The following is a 17,815-nucleotide window of genomic DNA, read 5'->3' as shown; positions in this document are numbered from 1 at the left end:
TGCGCGAGGTCGATATGGTCTACGAGGATGGCCCTTCCGACATCGATGATCGCCCGCCGCATGTGCGGGCTGCATCAGGGCTCGTGCGCTTTCAGGACTATCTTGCCGTCATCCAGGACGACGCGAACTGGCTGGCGCTCATAGACGACGACGATCGCGTTCATGCCTGCCGCTGCCCCCCCGGGGCCGCGGAGCGGCGCACGTGTCTTCGTCGTCTCGGGGAAACAAGCACGAAAAGTTCGACCTCGAAATCAAAGGCGGGACCTTCGACGAACCGAAGGCGGTCTGAAGCGCCGGCCGCCGCGGCAAGCTCGCGGGCGGCTGCGATGAAATGGGCGTTGATGTCCATTCGACGGCCTCAATCTGGTATTGCTTGGCCCACTTCCGCAGCAGCCAGGCCTTGCCGCATCCGACATCCAGGACACGCATCCCGTCTCTGATCCCGCAATACTCGCCAAGAAGGGCGAACTGCTCGGGCGAGATCGGATTTTCAACCTCGGCGGCTCCGGCGCGGATGGCCCAGAATTCGGTTGCGTCCATGGAAGCGACCTCCGATGGCTGCGTTGTCGTTCTTCGCTATCGCTGCGAGGCAATCACCTCGCGCAAGATTGAGTTTAGATGCTCGGGTCGCTCCAGTGGAACGTAGTGGCCGCATTCTGGGACGATTTGAAGGCGCCCCTGTGGCGCTGCATCGGCCTGTGCAGCGCTGACTTTCAGGCCTGGAGCGCTGTCATACGCGCCCGTTACGACGATGACGGGACGAGGAAATGCTAAGAGGAACTGGTCATGGCTCAATCTGGTGTGGAAGGCTGTTACACCGCGTGTAACGTCCAGCGTGACTGGCGAAGGGCTATACGCTTGGCATAGCCGATTACTTGGCTGGTGGCGGAACTTGAAAACAGTGAATTCCAGAAGACTTCCCAGGCCTCCTCAAGTCCCTTTTCCTGAAGCGCTTCTAGCGCGGAGGCGTGCAACGCGGGGTCGGGCCGATGCCTGGCCTTAGTCCGGATGAGGACCAAGGCCGCGACCCGGTCGGGCGCGGCAACAGCCAGCTCGAGCGCGCAGGACCCTCCAACCGAACAGCCGACGACAATCAGGCGGTCACCTTTCACCAACTTTAGAACTTCGGCGGCCCATTCCTCGATACGGTCGCCCAAGGGGTACAGCGTCGGCGCATAGGTTGATCCCGGAAGAAGGTCTGTCTACCCGGCCCACATGGAGCCATCGAGCGGAAGCGCATGAAGGAGGCTGAAGGTGTGATGCCAGATAAAGCGGGCAGAGGTGCAGTCGCCTCGAAAGGCCGGCGTATTCTGCAGATGATTGACCTCAGTCGCCGGCCCCCGATCCAGCTGTTCCAGTTCGTGAAGAATATCGACAGGAGGACCACTCGTGACGTTCATGATGACCGCCGTTCCGGCGGAGCCGATAGAGGATGATCCGTCCCGTCGGCAGAACCTGGGTGAGGAGATCAAAATCGCGGACGTTGCCGGTCAGCACGCTCGCACCCAACTGACACCCCTGCAGGAACACGAGGGCGTCATTTAAGAAGCGGCGCTCGTGCCCCTCCCTCTTGGGCAGATTGCTCAGCCGGAAGAGCAAGCCAGCCAAGACCCCGGCCTGTCCCCAGATCGCATCGGCCGGTGCATGAAGTCGGTGGTCCGGAATGTCCTCTACCGTGGCTTCAATCGTCTCGAGGACAGCTTTTGTGGAGGCATGCTTAGGGTCCAGCTGACCAAAGGCTTGGGTCAGCTCAGACAGGCAGACAGCGGAATGGTGGCATCGGCGATAGGTAAGCAGCGTATCGACTTCAACCGGCGATCGTCCCTGCAGGACATCCAGATAGACGCTCGTATCCAGAAACAGCGGTCCCCCGATCGCAGGTTCGTCAGCAACCCATGGGAGATCGTCGTCGGCCCTGCGCTTCAGCGTTCCGTTGTGCTTTTGGGGCTTTAGCGATCGGAGGGTTTCGGAAAGATCAAACCCCAAGATCCATGTCCGCCGGGATACTGCCCTTACGTCCGACCAGGCGGGCGCCAAAGTCATCTTCGAGGGCCAGGCGCGACAGCGCCAATTCCAACAGCTCCGTGTCCGAGGTGACGTGGGCGCGCTTCTTGGCCGCCTCGATCAACTCCGCGGGCACCCGCGCCGAAAGACGGGTATTCTTCGCGGCGCCGAGGAGGCCGGCGGCTTTCGCTTGCTCCAGTACAAGTTTATTGCGGGTCGATGCGACCGTTGCTTCGCTTTCTGCAGCCGTCCGGGTCTGCGCAGCCATGAGAACCTCCTGTGTTGAACAGAATATAGATTGCGTTGAACGCATAGGCGAGGCTTCGTAGCCGCTGGCCGTCGGGACCATCGCTCCCGGATGATGAAGCGGACATCTGACGCTTTCGCACTCATCACGGGCGGTCAGTATTCGGGGCTTGCGACCCACGTGAAGGGCGGAGAAGTCCTCATCGCATTGCAGCGACGGGCAGTCCAAGGTCGCCGACGCGCTCTCAACGGGTGCGCGTTTTCAGCTCTACCTGGCCCTGCGGCTTGCCGGATATTACGAGTTCGCCCAGTTTCGACCCTCTGCGCCATTCATTGCCGACGACATCGTGGAGACCTTCGACCATTTCCGGTCCGAGGAGGTTTTTCAGGTTGTTTGGTCAGATGGCAAGCGCTGGCCAGGTGATTTATCTGACGCATCACCAGCACCTGTGCGAGATCGCCAAGGCTGTTGTTCCCGGCGTTACAATTCACGAGCTCACGAAGTTGGCTGCTGCGGCGTGGGATGAGTTGAGGCTGCAAACTGAAAGTAAATGGCCGGGCCGTCAGAAACACACCGCGAAAGGACGGCGAGTGCCACGGTGTCGGGGAACGCATTCCCATCCTCCGCCGGCAAGCCGAAAGCTCCAAGCTGGGCAGCCCGTGCGAAGCCTGTGCGGCTGGCTCACTCCACGTGGGTTCCCAACGTTCGGCCTAGCAGCGCACGCCGCTGCTCTCGCCGGTCCAACCCGCGGGAGGTCTTGGCATGCCCAACATTCATTCCGGCCATTGCGACAACGCCGACGGCGACGGCGATTTGACGCTCTGGGAACTGGCCAACCCAGCAGCTGCGCTACGGGGCAGTTTTCTCAGAGTTGGGTACCGTCACGCAGGCCTGACCCAGCCAGCAGCCGGGATTTTCCCGGAACGAATTCGTTAGTTCGCCTTGCATGGTCCGAGCTGCGGCGTCGGATGTCGTCCAGCTATTCCGGTCGCGCAAAGCTGACAAAATTTCACACAACTTTATAGCGGCAGCCAAAACCCGTCACTTATAGTTCGCTCGGTATCGCTTCTAATGCTAACGCCACCCGTTCAGGTCGGTACACCAGGATGACAAAGCAAAAGCACAGCGCCCAGACTCCCGCCGTTTCGCGAGGAAAATCCAATGCTAATGACGCACTGCCGCCGACCATTCCTGCCAAGCGTCAGACGTCGCACCGGAAAGAGACGGCGTTCTTCGTTGCGCAAAATCTGCAGACCGCTCCAGTGCCATGCCGCGCTATGTCGAGCAGCACCGGCACTTTTCTGATTTTCCCGGAAGAGACCGCCAAATGGTGGACGTCCCGCGCCATTGCGGCCTGGTTAGCTTTGGCGGTCAGCCAGGTTCTTGAGCAATCCGCGCGGCGGCGGCTGATGCGCCGGAAGGCAGTCGATTCTCGCCGCAACCATGACGCATAAGATCCAATTGCAGCCGGGGGAAATACCAGAAATCATAGCCAGTGTTGAGGCGTACCGAACCCATATTGCCCACTTGCTGCAAGACCTGCGACGTGCGGGTCCGTCCGAAAAAATCATGTCTCGACCGGCAGCCGGTTCGACCGCTTGATCTGCGTAAGCGCGAAGCTGGACTCGATCGAGGAGACGCCATCGAGCCGCGTCAGCTTTTCCTTCAGGAAACGCTCATAGGCGTGCAGGTCGCGCACCACCACACGCAGCAGATAATCGCGCTGGCCAGTCATCAGATAGCAATCGACCACTTCCGGCCAGCGCGCGATTGCCGCGTTGAACCGCTTCAGCTCGCTCTCGCGCTGGCGCTCAAGCTTGATCGAGGCAAACACCGAGATCGGCAGATCGACCATGTCCTGGTCGATCAGGGCGGCATAGCCGGTGATCACCCCCATGTCCTCCATCAGGCGGACCCGGCGGGCGCAGGGCGAGGCCGAAAGGCCGACCCGCTCGGCAAGCTGCTGCGCCGTCATCCTGCCATTGACCTGCAGCGCGGCAATGATCTTTCGGTCGATATTGTCCAGTCGACTTTTTGGCACCGAACGTTACTCCATTGGTTGATATTGGCACAACCAGCTAATCCAGCTGCCAATCTCATGCAAGTTTAGCGACAATTGGCTTTTGCTCAGCCCTAGGATTGAGACATCGCAACCGGGAGTCTTGCAGCATGGACAAACAAAAACTGGAGGCACTTTCGGCACTGGAGAAAAAGGTGCTCTGGCTGTCGACATGGATGATCCATAACGCCAATCACCTGCGGGAAAATACGGACGGCTTGAAGGTTGGCGGACACCAGGCATCCTCGGCGTCGCTGGTGACGATCATGACCGCGCTTTATTTCTCGGTGCTGAGGCCACACGACCGCGTCGCGGTAAAGCCGCATGCCTCGCCAGTGTTTCACGCCGTCCAGTATCTTCTGGGCAATCAGACGAGGGAGAAGCTCGAAGGGTTTCGCGCCTTCGGTGGCGCGCAAAGCTATCCGTCGCGGACCAAGGATGTCGACGACGTCGATTTCTCCACCGGCTCAGTTGGCCTCGGCGTCGCGCAGACACTGTTTGCCTCGCTTGTGCAGGATTATCTCGGCGCCCGCGACGAAAGCATGCCCGAGGGCCGCATGGTGGCGCTGATCGGCGATGCCGAGATGGATGAAGGCAACATCTTCGAGGCGCTGCTCGAAGGGTGGAAACACGGCCTGCGCAACTGCTGGTGGATCGTCGACTACAACCGACAGAGCCTCGATGCCGTGGTTCGCGAAGGCCTTTGGGAACGCTTCGAAAACATTTTCCGGAATTTCGGCTGGGACGTCGTGATCCTGAAATATGGCTCGCTGCTCGAAGCCTCTTTCACCGAACCCGGCGGCGAGGCGCTAAAGGCCTGGATCGAGGCCTGCCCGAACCAGCTCTATTCGGCGCTGACGTTTCAAGGCGGCGGCGCCTGGCGCAAGCGCCTGGTCGCCGACATCGGAGACAAGCCGGGCCTGGCATCGCTTCTCGACCGGCGCTCCGATGCCGAGCTCGCCGCGCTGATGACCAATCTCGGCGGCCACGACCTGCCATGCCTGATCGAGGCCTTCGGGACAGCACGCGGCAACGATCGACCGACATGCTTCATTGCGTATACGATCAAGGGCTTCGGCCTGCCGCTCGCCGGCCACAAGGACAACCACGCCGGCCTGATGACCAGGGATCAGATGGCGGTCCTTCGTGCCTCGATGTCGGTCGGCGACGGGCGGGAGTGGGACGCGTTCGAGGGATTGGCTGCTGGGGATCTGGAGCTGCAACGATTCCTCGACGCCGTTCCGTTCGCGGCAAAGGGCCAGCGGCGCCGGCACGCCCAGCGCATCGTGGTCCCTGGTCGTCTCGTCGCGGAAGCCAAAGGCAGCGTCTCCACGCAGGTCGGCTTCGGCAGAATTCTGGACGAGATTGCGCGGGCTGGCGGGCCGCTCGCCGACGCGATCGTGACGGCATCGCCCGACGTCACGGTTTCGACCAATCTCGGCCCCTGGGTCAACCGGCGCGGCCTGTTCGCGCGTCAGTCACTCGCCGACACTTTCCGCAGCGAACGCATCGCCTCGGCGCAGAAATGGGAATTCGGCCCCTCCGGCCAGCACATCGAACTCGGCATCGCCGAGAACAATCTGTTCATCCTGCTGTCGGCACTTGGGCTGTCGCATTCGATTTTCGGCAAACGGCTGCTGCCGATCGGCACGCTCTACGATCCGTTCATCCAGCGCGGTCTCGATGCGCTCAACTATGCCTGCTATCAGGATGCGCGCTTCCTGCTGGTCGCCACGCCATCCGGGGTCACATTGGCTCCGGAAGGTGGGGCGCATCAGTCGATCGCCACACCGTTGATCGGGATGGCACAGGACGGGCTTGCGGCCTACGAGCCGGCCTTCGTCGACGAGCTCGCCGTCATCATGCGCTTTGCGCTGGATTATATGCAGCGCGACGGCGACGCCGTGCAGTCGGAGCGCACCTGGCTGCGCGACGAGACCGGCGGCTCGGTCTATCTGCGGCTCTCGACGCGCCCGGTCGAGCAGATCATTCGTCCCATGATGCCACAGCTCGAGCAGGACATCATCGACGGGGGCTACTGGCTGCGGGCTCCGGGTCCCAATGCCGAAGTGATTGTTGCCTATACCGGCGCGGTTGCGCCGGAGGCCATCGAAGCTATCGGCATGATGGCAGAGGACCGTCGCGACGTCGGTCTTTTGGCCGTGACTTCGGCCGATCGCTTGAACGCAGGCTGGACAGCGGCAAGTCGCGCGCGCGAACGCGGCCTCGTTCACGCCAGGAGTCATATCGAAAGGCTGTTTGCCGATCTCCCTGCGCATTGCACCATCGTCTCCGTCACCGACGGTCATCCGGCGGTACTCGGCTGGCTGGGTTCGGTGTACGGCCATCGCACGCGCAGTCTCGGCGTCGAGCATTTTGGCCAGTCAGGGACTATCGGCGACCTTTACCGCCACTTCGGCATCGACGCCAATTCCATAGCCACAGCCGCCGACCGGATTGCTGGTGGGCGCCCCATCCGCCATCTGCGCGCGCTGGATTGATGCTGACGACATTCTGTGGCCGAGGCCTGATCGTGGATCTGAAATCATGCCACTCGCTGCTCGGGTAACGCAATGTCTGAACGGCGCGCCTCTGTCGGACCGGGCTAGTGCTGAAGCCCGGTGATCATGGCGACGATCTCGTTCTTGTCGGTCTCGCTGGTCTTGCGCACGCCGATCTGTTTGCCACGTCGCAGAACACAGATCCGATCTGAGAGCCTGAACACCTGGTCGAGGCTGTGGCTGATGATCAGCACGCCAATGTTGCGCTGCTTCAGCGACAGAACAATCGTCTCGACCTTGGCGGTCTCGGCAACGCCGAGCGCGGCGGTTGGCTCGTCGAGCAGGATCAGCTTGCTTGCCCAGTGCGTGGCGCGCGCAATCGCCACGCCCTGGCGCTGGCCGCCCGAGAGATCGCGGATGGTGGCGTGAGCCGATGGAATGCGAACGTCGAGATCCTTCACCAGCTTTTCGGTGTCGTCGATCATCCGGCGTCGGTCGAGCAGGCCGAAGCGGTTCACCGGCTCGCGGCCAAGAAACATGTTCATGTAGACGGTCTGCTGATCGGCGAGCGCCAAGTCCTGATAGACCACCTCAATGCCGCGCGCGCGCGCCATGGTGGCGCTCGACATTGCCACCGCCTGCCCCTCGATGATGATCGTCCCGGATGTCGGAGCATGCACCCCCGTCACGATCTTGACCAGCGTCGACTTGCCGGCACCGTTATCGCCGACCAACGCCACTATCTCGCCGGGATAGAGCTCGAGCGAGAAATTTTCGATTGCCGTGAGGCCACCGAAATTCTTGCGGATGTCGCGCAGCTGCAAAACAGGGGGCGTGCCGGTCGTGGTCGCGTTCATCACTTGCTCCTAGACAGGCCAGGCAGCGGTTTCGCCAAAACCGTTTTCGATCGTTTCGACTTGGGGCGCCCCCTTTGAGACACCGGAGATGCCGACCACGTAGGCGCGGGTCACGAACGCCTGGCCGCGAAAGCCGAACACCGCCGTGTCGCCGGAGCGTGGCGCATTGGCGCCGCTAGCGTCAATCATTGCGTAATAGTCGATTGCCGCAGGCGGCGGCACCTCGACGCTTCTGAGCGCGGCGGCGGCCGTGGTGGGTTCTGCGGACACGATTGCCTTCACCTCATAGTCCGGAAAGATCGGATCGATATAGAAGCCGCCACCCAGGCAGTAGGCTTTGCCGCCAGACAAATGCGAGACCTCGGTCAAATACAGAACGGCAGGGAGCTCCGGCAGATCTTCCATGACGTGCAGCGCAGTGGTGCCGGCCAAGCCATTGCCCGGTTCACATTGCGTGGCGCCGGCTTCGGCCAGCGCGCCAAGCAGGACACTCGACGTTGTGCCGGGCGCGTTCACCTCTATGTCGCTGCGACCGGACTTGGCGAGCGCTTCGGCAGCTCTGCCCAGTGTCGCCAGATTGTGTGTCGGCAGGACCGTTCGCGTGGTCTGGTCGAACAACAGCGCCGGGAAGGTGGTGATGCCAGCGAACCGTCCGCCGTCGAGACCATCCAGTTTTTCGGCGACCGCGGCGATATCAGCCGCCTCAAAACCACCTTCGTGGCCGCGGTAGAAAACGTCACCATCGGCGCGGATGCGGGCAAGCAGGTTTTGCGTGTACCCGGCGAGCCTTGCGCCGGCAGCGGCTTCTTCAGCCTTGGTGTCGTTGAAGACGGTCCAATAGTCCGGCCTGAACGTTTTGGCCGCCGCATTGGCCTCGTGCCTTGCGATCTGCTGCAGGTGGCCAAGATGACCGAGCCTCAGGCCTGCTCTGTGCGTTGCCCGCGCGCAGGCCATGTCGACGGCGACGGCCTGATCGATGCCGCCACGCTTGAGCGCATGGCAGAACGAACTGGCGCGGCCGACCTGCTTGGTCATGGCGAAAATCTTCAGGCCGAACCGGTCGGCCTCGCGCTTCAGGACCCGGGCATTGCTTTCGACGGCATCGAGGTCGAGCACATAGGAATTAGCCGGCAGCTTTCCTTCCTGGTGCAGGCGCATGGCGCTTTCTATAAAGCTCGGATTGCGGCGCCGCAGAACATCGAGGAACATGACAAAACTCCTTCAACGGGACTTTTCGCGCAGCGATACGGCGACGGCCGCAAGAATGATCAAGCCGCGCACGATCATTTGGTCGGAGACGGACAGGCCCATCAGGATGAGGCCGTTGTTCAGCATGCCCATCATCAGCGAGCCCACCAGCGCACCGACAATCGATCCCTTGCCGCCGTTAAGCAGGGTTCCGCCGACAATGACGGCCGCTATCACCGTCATAAGGTCGGTTTCGCCGAGCGTGTATTTCGCAGCCTGCAGCCGGCCCGCATAGAGCAGCCCGGCAAGGCCGGCGAGCCCGCCGCTTGTGGTCAGAACGGCAAGCCTTATCTGCGCCACGCTGATGCCGGAAACACTGGCGGCACGGCTGTTGTCGCCGGTGGCCAGCACATGGGCGCCGAAGCGCGTCTCGCGAAAGATGAGATGCGCGATCGCAACGGCAATTACCGTCCACCAGATCAAAGACGGAACACCCAGCAAAGAACCCGAGCCGAAGAAACCGGTGAAGGCGTCGTTGGTGACCGGGATCGACCGCAAATCGGTCATGGAGCGAGATACGCCGGCAAACAGCCCGAGCGTCGCCAGCGTTACCAGGAATGAAGGCAACTTGACGTAAGCCACGAGAGCGCCGTTGAGCAGGCCGATCAGAAGGCCGGCGCCGAGGCCGGCCAGCACCCCAGCCAACAAGCCGTAGGCGTTTATCGCCACCGCGGCTGCAAGGGCTGCCACGGCAACGATCGAACCTATCGAAAGATCAATCTCGCCCGCCGACATGACAAAGACAAGGCCGATCGCCATGATCGTCACTGGTGCCGTCTGCAGCACGATGTTCGACAGGTTGCGGACCGTCAGAAAACCGCTGTCCTTCAGTACGATCGCGAAGAACAGAAAGATCGCCAGAAATCCGAGATAGACGACATATTGCTGCAGGTTGAAGCGGCTGACCAAGCTCGCTGCCCGGCCGGGGCTGGTGTTGATACTCGACATTCTCACTTCCTCCGGCGGGGCGCCATCGTCTGCCGCTACTTCAGGGCGGCCGCGATGGTCGCGGGCACGTCCTTGTTGAGGGATCGCTTCCACCCGTCCTTGACAGTGTCCTTGGTGACGGCGAGGGAATCGACCACGATGAACGGCGCGGCCTTCTTGCCGATCAACGAGGCGGCCGTGGCGCGCGCCAGCGTCACGCCGATGTCGTAGGCTTCGTCTGCGATGAGTGCCGCAACGTTGCCGCCTTTCACCATGTCCAGTGCCGCCGGTTCGTTCAGGTCGAGCGTGACGATCTTGGTGTGGCTGTTGCCGGCCGCCCGCAATGTGGACAGCACGCTAAGCGCCGGCTCAGCCCAGGTGACGTAGATACCGTCGAGGTCCGGGTGCTGTGTGATCATCGCCTGCGCGATTTCCTCGCTGCGCGCGGGGTCGGCCATTCCGGCCTCGGCCACGATCTTCATGTCGGGATAGTCCTGCTCGATCGTGTGCTTGAATGCTCCGTCACGCTGGTTGGTGACGTAGAAATCGGCATCGTGAAAGATGTAGCCGACCTTGCCCTGCTTGCCGAGCGCGTCGGCCATTGCGATCCCGGCCTTGTTGCCCATCTGGAAAAGGTCGTCCGAAACGATGGTCACATAATCCTTGCCGTGAACGTAGCCTGCCGGCGAATTGTCGACGAATCCCAATTTCACGCCGGCCTGGCGCGCAGGATCATAGACGGTGGCCGCACTTGCGGGATCGACCGGTAGGGACAGTATAATAGAGGGCCTTTTGGCGAGTACTGTCTCGACGTCGGATTTCTGACGGGCCGCATCAAAGCCGGCGTCGGTCTGAGCGACGACCGTGATGCCGAGCCGCTTCAACTCGTCCTGGGCGCCGCTGTTCACCGCGTTGGTGTATTCGCTCATCTCATGCCAGACCAGCGCGGCGGTGTATTTGCCGTCCTTGATCTGCTGCTCCTCAGCTGGTGTGAGCACGACGCTCTTTGCCGGCGTCGGCTTTTCCCCGTTCGGTCCCGTGGTGGTGCCCTCGGCTGCGAAGGCGTTGGCAGCGACGAGTGCTACCAGTGCCGACAACATTCCAATTGCTATGCGCATGTCGGTTCCCCTTGTTTTTATGATGTCGGCGGCCCTGATTGGCCGCCGGGCATTGCCCTGTCATTTGGCCGCGTCGAGCACCGATTGCGGCGCGTCGCGGTTCAACGAATCCTTCCAGCCCTGCGCAACGTTCTGCTTGGTCACGGTAAGCGCCGGGGCAACGACGAAGGCCGGGGTCTCCTGGCCGAGCAGCGCCTTGACGCCGACAGCGGCCATGGCGCGGCCGAGCTCATAGGCCTTGTCGGCCACCAGTGCGGTCACATTGCCGCCCTTGACCATATCGAGCGCCACCGGTTCGGCGAGGTCGAGCGTGACAATCTTGGTCTTGGTGTTTCCGCTTGCCCGCAAGGCCGACAGCACGCCGTCGGCCGGTTCGGCCCAGGTGACGTAGATGCCGTCAAGATCGGGATGCTGCACGAGCATCGCGCTGGCCAGCTCTTCTGCCCGCGCCGGATCGGAGATCCCCTGCTCGGCGACGATCTTGATGCCGGGATAATCCTTCTCGATCGTTGTCTTGAAAGCCTGGTCGCGCTGGTTCGTCACATAGTAACTGGCGTCGTGGAAGATGTAGCCGACCTTGCCCTTTCCATCGAGCGCCTTGGCCAGTGCATCGGCCGCCTGCTTGCCCATCTGGAACAGGTCGTCAGTGACGATGGCTGCATAGTCGGTTCCGTGCTTGTAGCCTTTCGGCAGATTGGAAAGGAATACCAGCTTGGTGCCGTCGGTGAGCGCCTGACGGAACGCCTCGGCCGAAGTGACCGGATCGAGGGGCAGTGACAGGATGACGTTTGGCTTCGCCGCGAGCGCGGTTTCGATGTCGCTGCGCTGGCGCGCGGCGTCAAAGCCCGCGTCGGTGGTGGCGACGATTTGAATGCCGGCACGGGCAAATTCATCCTTGGCACCGGACGTGACCGCATTGGTGAAGTCGGAGGAGGTGTGCCACAGCAGCGCGGCCTTGTAGCCCTTCTCCTTTACTGCGGCCAGGTCTGCATCCGACAATCTAACCTCGGCGCTGGGTGTCGCCGTCTCGCCGCTCGGTCCCACTGTCTGTGCGCCGGCTCCACCGGCCATGAGCATCAGGCTACCTGCAAGTGCTGTAGCAACAAGTCTGTCTATCAGCATGATAGTTCTCCCATTTTCGCTCTCAGTTGTCCTTCATTCCGTAACGCCGCAATACTCCACCATGAACCGGGCGAAGCCGATGACGCCGGCCAGATATTCCTCGACATCGACGTGTTCGTTGAAGGTGTGGCAGTTGCGAATATCGCCTGGCGCGCAGTACACGGCGGGGATGCCGAGCCGGTTGGTGAAAAATGATGACTCTGACCAGAATGGCGCGCCTTCGATGGCGCCGCGACCAGCCATCGATCGGGCCATGGCGGCAGCAAGAGCGCCGACCTCCGGCCTGTCAGGTGCAATCTCGGCGGCGTTACCCCCGAGCGGATGATCGCGACCGGCCGGATAGGCGAACGCCAACATGATTTCGGGATCGGTGATGGCGCCGCGCACCACTGCCTCGATTTCGGCGGCGGCCTCGTCCAGCGACTCGCCGGGCAACAGCTTGCGGATCAGCGACAACGTGCAGCGTTCGGGCACCGCGATGTAGCCGCCGCCCGCAAGGCCGGTGATCAGCAGGAAGCCACGCCCAATCAGCGGGTGCTCGGCCCTTGTTGCAACATCTTCCGAATGCTTCCACAGCGCGCTCATGACGGCGTGGCTTGCACGCAAGGCATCCTTGCCGAGTTCGGGTACGCCGAAATAGGCTGATCGTCCGGTGATGGTGATGTCGGTAATGAAGAAGCCAATTTGGGCCGGATAAACCGAAAGGCGGGTAGGCTCCACATAGACGACGAAATCGGGCGCCACGATTTCGCCTCTCTCGATGCGGCCGACGAAGTCCTTGATGCCGGCGGAGACGCCGGTTCCAGGCTGGCCGCTCTCCTCGTCGCCGACGAAGGCAAAGGCAACGTCGCCGGCCAGTTGGATGTCGGCTGTGTCTAGCAGAGAGAGTGCCGACAGCGCGGAGCAGATGCCGGCCTTGAGGTCGCCGGCGCCGCGGCCCCAGATCTGCCCGTCGATCATTGGCGCGGCAAACGGATCCTGCTTGGCGGTGCCAGCCCAGTGCTCGCGCCAGCCCTCGACATGGACCGTATCGGTGTGGCCGATGAAGAGCAGCCGCTTGCCGGCGCCGGCACCTTTGCGCTCACCCCAGATGTTGGGCCGGCCGGGCGCGAATTCCGCGCGCCGAATTTCGCTCAAGCCAAGCACGCGCATCCGGTCTTCAAGGAAGGCGACAAAGTTTTCTTCGTGACCGGTTATGCTTTCGCGGCCGATTGCCCCCCGCAGAAGCTCAACCGCTGCGTCGCAATCGAGGGCCGCGCGCAAGCGAGTGGTGATGTCCTTTGAGACAGTCATAGCGTGGCCTCGCGCAGCACGGCCGAACTGGCTGGGGGAAGCGAAATGCGTCCGTCGGGCGCGTCGACGCCGAACAGTGTGTTGTGCAACTGGCCGAGCCCGATCGCGGCAGCGCCGATGAGCGCTGCCCGCGACCCGAGTTCGCTGGCCTCAACGGCGATAGGGTAGGGGAAGCAGCGCGGCAGCAGGTCCCTAACGCGCAACAGGATTTCCGGCCGCAGCCCGATCGAGCCGCCCAGGACGACCTTTTGCGGATTGGCAATTGCCGCTATGGCCACAATGCCTTGCGCCAGGTAGCGCGCGGTTTCGTCGAGCACCGTCGCGGCATGCCTGTCTCCGGCCAATGCACTGTGGAAAATCGTCGGCACGTTGACGATGTTGCCCGTCAGCGCTGCGTAGCGTTCAACCATGGCGTTGGTTGCGACCACGCGCTCGAAAGCGCCGGCGCGCAACGATGTCGGCGCGAAAGGATCGGCGCCAATCGGCAAAAAGCCCATCTCGCCGGCTGCATTGCTGGCGCCCCGCACCAGATTGCCTCCAACCATGAGGCCGCTGCCGATACCGGTACCCAGCGCTATGAAGGCGAGATTGTCGATACCGCGGCCGCACCCCTGCCAGTTCTCGCCGAGCACCGCCAGATTGACATCGTTCTCGATCATCACATGAAACCCGAATGCCTGCTCGAAAGCGCGAACGACATTCATCGTGCCAAAGCCGGCAATATTCGGGGCAAGCAGAACGCGGCCCGTCTTCTTGTCGGGTGCACCGGGAACACCAATCACCGCCAGCCTTATCTTTGTGCGCGAGATTCGGTGCCTCTCGGCCGCCTGAAGCGCTAGATCCACGATCTGGTCGACGATGAACTGTCCGCCCCGAGGATCGGTCGGCGCCGTTTCCTCCGCGAATATCTGGCAGGCAAGATCGGTGAGCGCGACCCGGACTTTGGCGCCGCCGAGGTCGACGGCCGCGATGTAGGCCGCGTCAAATACGAGTTCGTAAGTGACAGCCGTGCGTCCGACATGTCCGCTCGTGCGCCCTGTCTCCTGCACCCAGCCTTCCTGCTCGAGCGTCCTGACGATCTCGGAGATTGTCTGCTTGGACAAGCCGGTCTGCTTTGCGATCGAAGCGCGCGAGATCGGCCCTCCTTGCACGATCGCCTCCATGACGGAGCGCTGGGAGAACTGACGAGAAATGCGCGGCAGGTCGTTCAACAGCAGCTCCGATTAATTCGTTCTATGACCGAACTTAATAGTCATTTTCGACGGCCGTCAACTGGCCGCTCAGGCTCTTCATCGGCGGGCCGCCGACGCATATGCGAGGCCACGGGGCCATGCAGGAGGTAGATAGTCACCGCACCAATTGCGGCAGCTTATCTTTGGTGATTTCGACCAAGGCTCTTACCGCCTCTTGTTTTGCAGCTTCGAGGTCTGGCAGATCGGTGCCTTTGACGTCGGGGAAGACTTGCCCGGTATCGGTGAAGTCGAAGAAAAAGCGAGGCATCCCTACAAACACAATAAACGCAGGAAAGGTTCATCTTGCTTCACGATTGGCTATGCAGCCGGCGCCCCGCCGCTCTAATGCACGCAGCCGCTAACGACCGTGGACTGACCTCCGATGATGTCCGCGACATTTGGTTAAAAACGTACGCGGCCAGACTCATCGCCCTGATCCGCCTAGAGTTACTTCCGAAAGGAACGCTCTCATGCTGCCATTGCCCCACGCCGTCGATCCAAAGGTAGTAGCTGAGATCAATAGTTTGCTAGACGATCACACGGGGGCGGTGCCAGTGCCCGTTCACAAACTGGCGGCGGTTGTCCGGCTGCGCCTCAAAAGCCATCTTTCCATCGCGACTATCGAGGAGCTGATCGTGGACGAAGCCGAGTGTCGCCACCTGCCCATGCTGTTCGAACTGCCGGGAACGGAAGCGGCTGTAGTTTCAACTGCTCTGAGTCGCGCGACTTGAAGGTTAGGGTTTGGGCATTCGGCTCTGGCAGGAGAGCCCACCGCGCGTCCGCCCCAATGGTGACAGCCTATGACCAGCAGCAGCTCAACTAGTGGTACTGCCTATCCTGGCGACCTGATTCTGTTGAAGCAGGTCTTTGATCGTGTATGCGCCGAGCAAGGCATTCCAGTAGGAAGCGAGCAGGCGGAGCGCCTGAGCGTGAGCGCAATGGCACTCTTCTCGGACGGCGAGTTCGACGAGGCCGTTCTCTATGAACACCTTCGGTTTGTTGCCCGCTCTCTGCCGAGCAGGGACCGAGCATGACCTACCATGATTCGGATGGTCGGCGGGTTCGTGCCGCCCTACTTACCCCTCATGGCAACCCATTGGTTCGTCCCTCCGGTGTTCGTGAAGACTGAAACCGGCGACAGGCATGGCTGCGACAATGCGAGGGCAGCCCTTGAGCAGCTCAAGAGGTGGACCCGCAGAGGACCTCGCTGGCATAAGGCGGTGACCCTCTGCCTGTCAGATCTAGAGGGCGATCCGATTGACCCTCAGGTGGTACGAAAGGCCTTCGAGGCTGCCGCCAAGGAAGCCAAGATGTATCTCTCCCCGTAGGAGGAGGAGAAATTTCTCCCAAAGATTCAGTCCTTTATTTCGTACGATTCGAACATTGATTTGTTCGAGAGGTGACCTAAGTGGCCGCTTGGGTTCTCGCTGAGGTGGGAGGCCTCGTATGAACGTTTGCACGGACTGTCGACCCGACAAGGTGACGGCCAAACACCTTGTTCACGAGCTAACCCTACAAGTCCCTCGCGGCCAAATCATCTCCATAAAAGACACTATCGCAGCAGTGCGCCGAGATGGGCCACATCTGGCGGAAACTGACTGCGAGCTGGTGGAGCTTATTGTCAATGTTGCCCCAGCCTTTGGCCTGTTTGTCGGGTTCGATCTTCGCGAATAGCCGCATGGCAACCCATTGGTTCAACCGTCTATGGGATCGAGAGGGGCGCGGGGAACTTCGCGCGCGCACCCACCAAATTATTCGCATCCCCTTCGGAACCCTTTCGCAACGAAAGTGTTTCAGACCGAATGTGGGAACGACGTTATGCCGGCACGACCAACAGCAGCGACAGCCTTTCAACGGCTGATCAGCTCAGAAGATAATCGTCAGCTGCTCCGCAACAGGCTTGGTCTCGAAGTCGACGAGAAACTGCCGGCGTCCCTTGCTGCATTGTTGCAGGAGCTTGAGCGGCGAGAGCAGGTCGAGGCTGATTGGAGCGCCACCACTTTGGCAGCGCGGGCTTCTATGGCCTTCGACGAACCAGAAGGAACCTTCAGTGACCCTTATGGCCATGCTGCGTAGGGGACGTGCCTTCCGGGGGATGATCAGTTCGGAAGGCTACTGCCGGAAGCTGCGCAGGCTCCTAAGGTTTGTGGGCGAACCAACTCTGACACCGACGCTTGCCGCACTGGCGCGGGAGCTTTCAGAAGAGTTTGAGCTGCGGAAGCAAGAATCGGCCGACGAAATTCCTCGCCCTACAACCCATTGGTTCTCCCTCCGGTCCTCGTCAAGACCGAGCGTCCCGGGATCATCCACCACGTCAACAACGCCGAGACGGCCGGCGAGGAGCTGACGAAGTGGACGAAGCGTGGCCCTTGGTGACCTCGCGGTGCGCGTTTGTATGGCCGCGATATTCGACGAGAGGGAACCTGAGGAGGCTCGTAAGGCATTCCTGGCTGCTGCCGAGGTGGAGGGGACGTTACGGTCGCCTCTGATTAGAGCTGGTGATTGGAAAGTTTATCAAAACTCGCGACCGGAAGCTGGTTACTGAGGAAGTCCCCTCTAATTTCCACCCATGGCAACCCATTGGTTCTCCCCTCCGGTGTACGTCAAGACCGACCGACGTTGGGCCACCTACGGGTGCAACAATGTCGAGGGTGCCGCCGAGGAACTTATGAAGTGGACCAAGATGGGACCTAAGTGGAGGAAGGCTGTGCAAGCGTAGAAGCCCTTCAGGACCGTGTGGAAGAGGTCCGTCAGGATTTCGAGGCTGCTGCCAAGGAGGAGGGGTGTTACGCTCCTCTGGTTAGGTCTCCTGTGTCCCTGTGCCCCTCGACTACACCCTGAGGAGAATTTCAGGGGAGCGTTGGGATACCGGCCTAATCGTCACTCCATGTCGGGCACGTCGCCCCGAACCAAAGAGTGTCGTTGGCTCGCCGTATTCGCCCAGCGCCGGGTTAGCATCACGCGACCCCGCAATGTCACGGTATGTTTCGTCGCCAGAGCTTTGGCGGTCCTTTATCGCTCGGTCTTAGGTCTGCTGCTCGGCTGGCCCATAGGCTGCGTGGAAGTCGCCGCTCTCATCGCGGGTCGAAGGTGGTGACAACAATTAGCTTGGGGCCTTCTGCAGTTGTGTGCGTCAAGTTCTGCAAAATGGCGTGGCATTGCGGTGACGTCGGCGTGTCCGCCGCGCAGCCCCCGTGTTTAGCGGAG

At 61.4% G+C, this 17,815-nt stretch carries 21 protein-coding genes and 1 pseudogene; 9 read left to right on the top strand and 13 right to left on the bottom strand.

Annotated elements, in window-relative coordinates; all coding sequences use genetic code 11:
- Window positions 1–138 precede the first annotated feature (138 nt).
- From NKI41_RS29895 to NKI41_RS29880, 4 genes are all read right to left on the bottom strand, one after another.
- Window positions 139–540, bottom strand: a complete 402-nt coding sequence (locus NKI41_RS29895; protein ID WP_352503693.1) for a class I SAM-dependent methyltransferase — start codon at window positions 538–540, stop codon at window positions 139–141.
- Between the two features lie 272 nt (window positions 541–812).
- A complete protein-coding gene (locus NKI41_RS29890) occupies window positions 813–1,157 on the bottom strand; it encodes an alpha/beta fold hydrolase (protein WP_352617564.1) in 345 nt (114 codons plus the stop codon).
- 169 nt (window positions 1,158–1,326) lie between these two features.
- The gene (locus NKI41_RS29885; RefSeq protein WP_352617561.1) at window positions 1,327–1,986 is read right to left on the bottom strand and encodes a type II toxin-antitoxin system VapC family toxin; all 660 of its coding nucleotides are present in this window, start codon (window positions 1,984–1,986) and stop codon (window positions 1,327–1,329) included.
- On the bottom strand, window positions 1,976–2,272 hold the full coding sequence (locus NKI41_RS29880) for a hypothetical protein (RefSeq protein ID WP_352503696.1): 297 nt from the start codon (window positions 2,270–2,272) through the stop codon (window positions 1,976–1,978). The genes NKI41_RS29885 and NKI41_RS29880 overlap by 11 nt, the downstream gene beginning before the upstream one ends.
- A 69-nt stretch (window positions 2,273–2,341) precedes the next feature.
- Here NKI41_RS29880 and NKI41_RS29875 point away from each other — a divergent pair.
- From NKI41_RS29875 to NKI41_RS29865, 3 genes and pseudogenes are all read left to right on the top strand, one after another.
- Window positions 2,342–2,748: pseudogene (locus NKI41_RS29875) on the top strand (ATP-binding protein); the annotation flags it as partial.
- A gap of 265 nt (window positions 2,749–3,013) precedes the next feature.
- Window positions 3,014–3,187 carry a hypothetical protein gene (locus NKI41_RS29870; protein ID WP_352503697.1) on the top strand — a complete coding sequence of 58 codons (174 nt, stop codon included), beginning with the start codon at window positions 3,014–3,016 and terminating at the stop codon, window positions 3,185–3,187.
- 170 nt (window positions 3,188–3,357) lie between these two features.
- Window positions 3,358–3,705, top strand: a complete 348-nt coding sequence (locus tag NKI41_RS29865; protein WP_352503698.1) for a hypothetical protein — start codon at window positions 3,358–3,360, stop codon at window positions 3,703–3,705.
- A 113-nt stretch (window positions 3,706–3,818) separates the two neighbouring features.
- Here the strand turns inward: NKI41_RS29865 and NKI41_RS29860 are convergent, their stop codons facing one another.
- Entirely contained in the window at window positions 3,819–4,292 is a 474-nt protein-coding gene (locus NKI41_RS29860; protein ID WP_352503699.1) for an Lrp/AsnC family transcriptional regulator, read from the bottom strand.
- Window positions 4,293–4,420: 128 nt separating this feature from the next.
- On the opposite strand from NKI41_RS29860, the gene NKI41_RS29855 reads away from it, so the two are divergent.
- Window positions 4,421–6,811, top strand: coding sequence for a thiamine pyrophosphate-binding protein (locus tag NKI41_RS29855; protein ID WP_352503700.1), 2,391 nt, complete (start codon window positions 4,421–4,423; stop codon window positions 6,809–6,811).
- 104 nt (window positions 6,812–6,915) lie between these two features.
- On the opposite strand, the gene NKI41_RS29850 is transcribed toward NKI41_RS29855, so the two are convergent.
- The 8 genes from NKI41_RS29850 to NKI41_RS29815 form a co-directional block, all read right to left on the bottom strand.
- On the bottom strand, window positions 6,916–7,668 hold the full coding sequence (locus NKI41_RS29850) for an ATP-binding cassette domain-containing protein (protein ID WP_352503701.1): 753 nt from the start codon (window positions 7,666–7,668) through the stop codon (window positions 6,916–6,918).
- Window positions 7,669–7,677: 9 nt separating this feature from the next.
- A complete protein-coding gene (locus NKI41_RS29845) occupies window positions 7,678–8,877 on the bottom strand; it encodes an alanine racemase (RefSeq protein WP_352472943.1) in 1,200 nt (399 codons plus the stop codon).
- A gap of 12 nt (window positions 8,878–8,889) precedes the next feature.
- Complete coding sequence (locus NKI41_RS29840) at window positions 8,890–9,864, bottom strand: ABC transporter permease (protein WP_352472942.1); 975 nt, start codon at window positions 9,862–9,864, stop codon at window positions 8,890–8,892.
- Window positions 9,865–9,899: 35 nt separating this feature from the next.
- Window positions 9,900–10,961: a substrate-binding domain-containing protein gene (locus NKI41_RS29835; protein WP_352617555.1), complete on the bottom strand. Its 1,062-nt coding sequence runs from the start codon at window positions 10,959–10,961 to the stop codon at window positions 9,900–9,902.
- 60 nt (window positions 10,962–11,021) lie between these two features.
- A complete protein-coding gene (locus NKI41_RS29830; RefSeq protein ID WP_352472940.1) occupies window positions 11,022–12,083 on the bottom strand; it encodes a substrate-binding domain-containing protein in 1,062 nt (353 codons plus the stop codon).
- Window positions 12,084–12,116: 33 nt separating this feature from the next.
- A complete protein-coding gene (locus tag NKI41_RS29825) occupies window positions 12,117–13,376 on the bottom strand; it encodes a M20 family metallopeptidase (RefSeq protein WP_352472939.1) in 1,260 nt (419 codons plus the stop codon).
- Window positions 13,373–14,587 (bottom strand): ROK family transcriptional regulator, encoded by a 1,215-nt coding sequence (locus NKI41_RS29820; protein WP_352503703.1) that lies wholly within the window; start codon window positions 14,585–14,587, stop codon window positions 13,373–13,375. Before NKI41_RS29820 ends, NKI41_RS29825 begins: the two co-directional genes overlap by 4 nt.
- Before the next feature lie 136 nt (window positions 14,588–14,723).
- Window positions 14,724–14,876: a DUF6894 family protein gene (locus NKI41_RS29815; RefSeq protein WP_352472937.1), complete on the bottom strand. Its 153-nt coding sequence runs from the start codon at window positions 14,874–14,876 to the stop codon at window positions 14,724–14,726.
- 202 nt (window positions 14,877–15,078) lie between these two features.
- Between NKI41_RS29815 and NKI41_RS29810 the strand changes: the two genes are divergently transcribed.
- The 5 genes from NKI41_RS29810 to NKI41_RS29790 all read left to right on the top strand — a co-directional run bounded on the left by NKI41_RS29810 (window position 15,079) and on the right by NKI41_RS29790 (window position 17,153).
- Window positions 15,079–15,339, top strand: coding sequence for a hypothetical protein (locus NKI41_RS29810; protein WP_352472936.1), 261 nt, complete (start codon window positions 15,079–15,081; stop codon window positions 15,337–15,339).
- A 69-nt stretch (window positions 15,340–15,408) separates the two neighbouring features.
- Window positions 15,409–15,642 carry a hypothetical protein gene (locus tag NKI41_RS29805; protein ID WP_352472935.1) on the top strand — a complete coding sequence of 78 codons (234 nt, stop codon included), beginning with the start codon at window positions 15,409–15,411 and terminating at the stop codon, window positions 15,640–15,642.
- A 6-nt stretch (window positions 15,643–15,648) separates the two neighbouring features.
- A complete protein-coding gene (locus NKI41_RS29800) occupies window positions 15,649–15,936 on the top strand; it encodes a DUF982 domain-containing protein (RefSeq protein ID WP_352472934.1) in 288 nt (95 codons plus the stop codon).
- Window positions 15,937–16,426: 490 nt separating this feature from the next.
- A complete protein-coding gene (locus NKI41_RS29795) occupies window positions 16,427–16,684 on the top strand; it encodes a hypothetical protein (protein ID WP_352472933.1) in 258 nt (85 codons plus the stop codon).
- A 286-nt stretch (window positions 16,685–16,970) separates the two neighbouring features.
- Complete coding sequence (locus NKI41_RS29790) at window positions 16,971–17,153, top strand: DUF982 domain-containing protein (protein WP_352472932.1); 183 nt, start codon at window positions 16,971–16,973, stop codon at window positions 17,151–17,153.
- The last annotated feature ends 662 nt before the right edge of the window (window positions 17,154–17,815 follow it).

Source organism: Mesorhizobium sp. M0601 (genome assembly GCF_040320845.1).
In the GTDB taxonomy this organism is placed as follows: domain Bacteria; phylum Pseudomonadota; class Alphaproteobacteria; order Rhizobiales; family Rhizobiaceae; genus Mesorhizobium.
Note: the sequence above shows the minus strand (reverse complement) of the source record. Positions and strands in the feature narration are given on the sequence as shown.

Coding starts and splice junctions, on each gene's coding strand:
- NKI41_RS29855 (WP_352503700.1), top strand. CDS start 4,421: ATGGACAAACAAAAACTGGAGGCACTTTCGGCACTGGAGAAAAAGGTG.
- NKI41_RS29805 (WP_352472935.1), top strand. CDS start 15,409: ATGACCAGCAGCAGCTCAACTAGTGGTACTGCCTATCCTGGCGACCTG.
- NKI41_RS29795 (WP_352472933.1), top strand. CDS start 16,427: ATGCCGGCACGACCAACAGCAGCGACAGCCTTTCAACGGCTGATCAGC.
- NKI41_RS29870 (WP_352503697.1), top strand. CDS start 3,014: ATGCCCAACATTCATTCCGGCCATTGCGACAACGCCGACGGCGACGGC.
- NKI41_RS29830 (WP_352472940.1), bottom strand. CDS start 12,083: ATGCTGATAGACAGACTTGTTGCTACAGCACTTGCAGGTAGCCTGATG.
- NKI41_RS29815 (WP_352472937.1), bottom strand. CDS start 14,876: ATGCCTCGCTTTTTCTTCGACTTCACCGATACCGGGCAAGTCTTCCCC.
- NKI41_RS29850 (WP_352503701.1), bottom strand. CDS start 7,668: ATGAACGCGACCACGACCGGCACGCCCCCTGTTTTGCAGCTGCGCGAC.
- NKI41_RS29825 (WP_352472939.1), bottom strand. CDS start 13,376: ATGACTGTCTCAAAGGACATCACCACTCGCTTGCGCGCGGCCCTCGAT.
- NKI41_RS29800 (WP_352472934.1), top strand. CDS start 15,649: ATGATTCGGATGGTCGGCGGGTTCGTGCCGCCCTACTTACCCCTCATG.
- NKI41_RS29845 (WP_352472943.1), bottom strand. CDS start 8,877: ATGTTCCTCGATGTTCTGCGGCGCCGCAATCCGAGCTTTATAGAAAGC.
- NKI41_RS29895 (WP_352503693.1), bottom strand. CDS start 540: ATGGACGCAACCGAATTCTGGGCCATCCGCGCCGGAGCCGCCGAGGTT.
- NKI41_RS29840 (WP_352472942.1), bottom strand. CDS start 9,864: ATGTCGAGTATCAACACCAGCCCCGGCCGGGCAGCGAGCTTGGTCAGC.
- NKI41_RS29865 (WP_352503698.1), top strand. CDS start 3,358: ATGACAAAGCAAAAGCACAGCGCCCAGACTCCCGCCGTTTCGCGAGGA.
- NKI41_RS29880 (WP_352503696.1), bottom strand. CDS start 2,272: ATGGCTGCGCAGACCCGGACGGCTGCAGAAAGCGAAGCAACGGTCGCA.
- NKI41_RS29835 (WP_352617555.1), bottom strand. CDS start 10,961: ATGCGCATAGCAATTGGAATGTTGTCGGCACTGGTAGCACTCGTCGCT.
- NKI41_RS29810 (WP_352472936.1), top strand. CDS start 15,079: ATGCTGCCATTGCCCCACGCCGTCGATCCAAAGGTAGTAGCTGAGATC.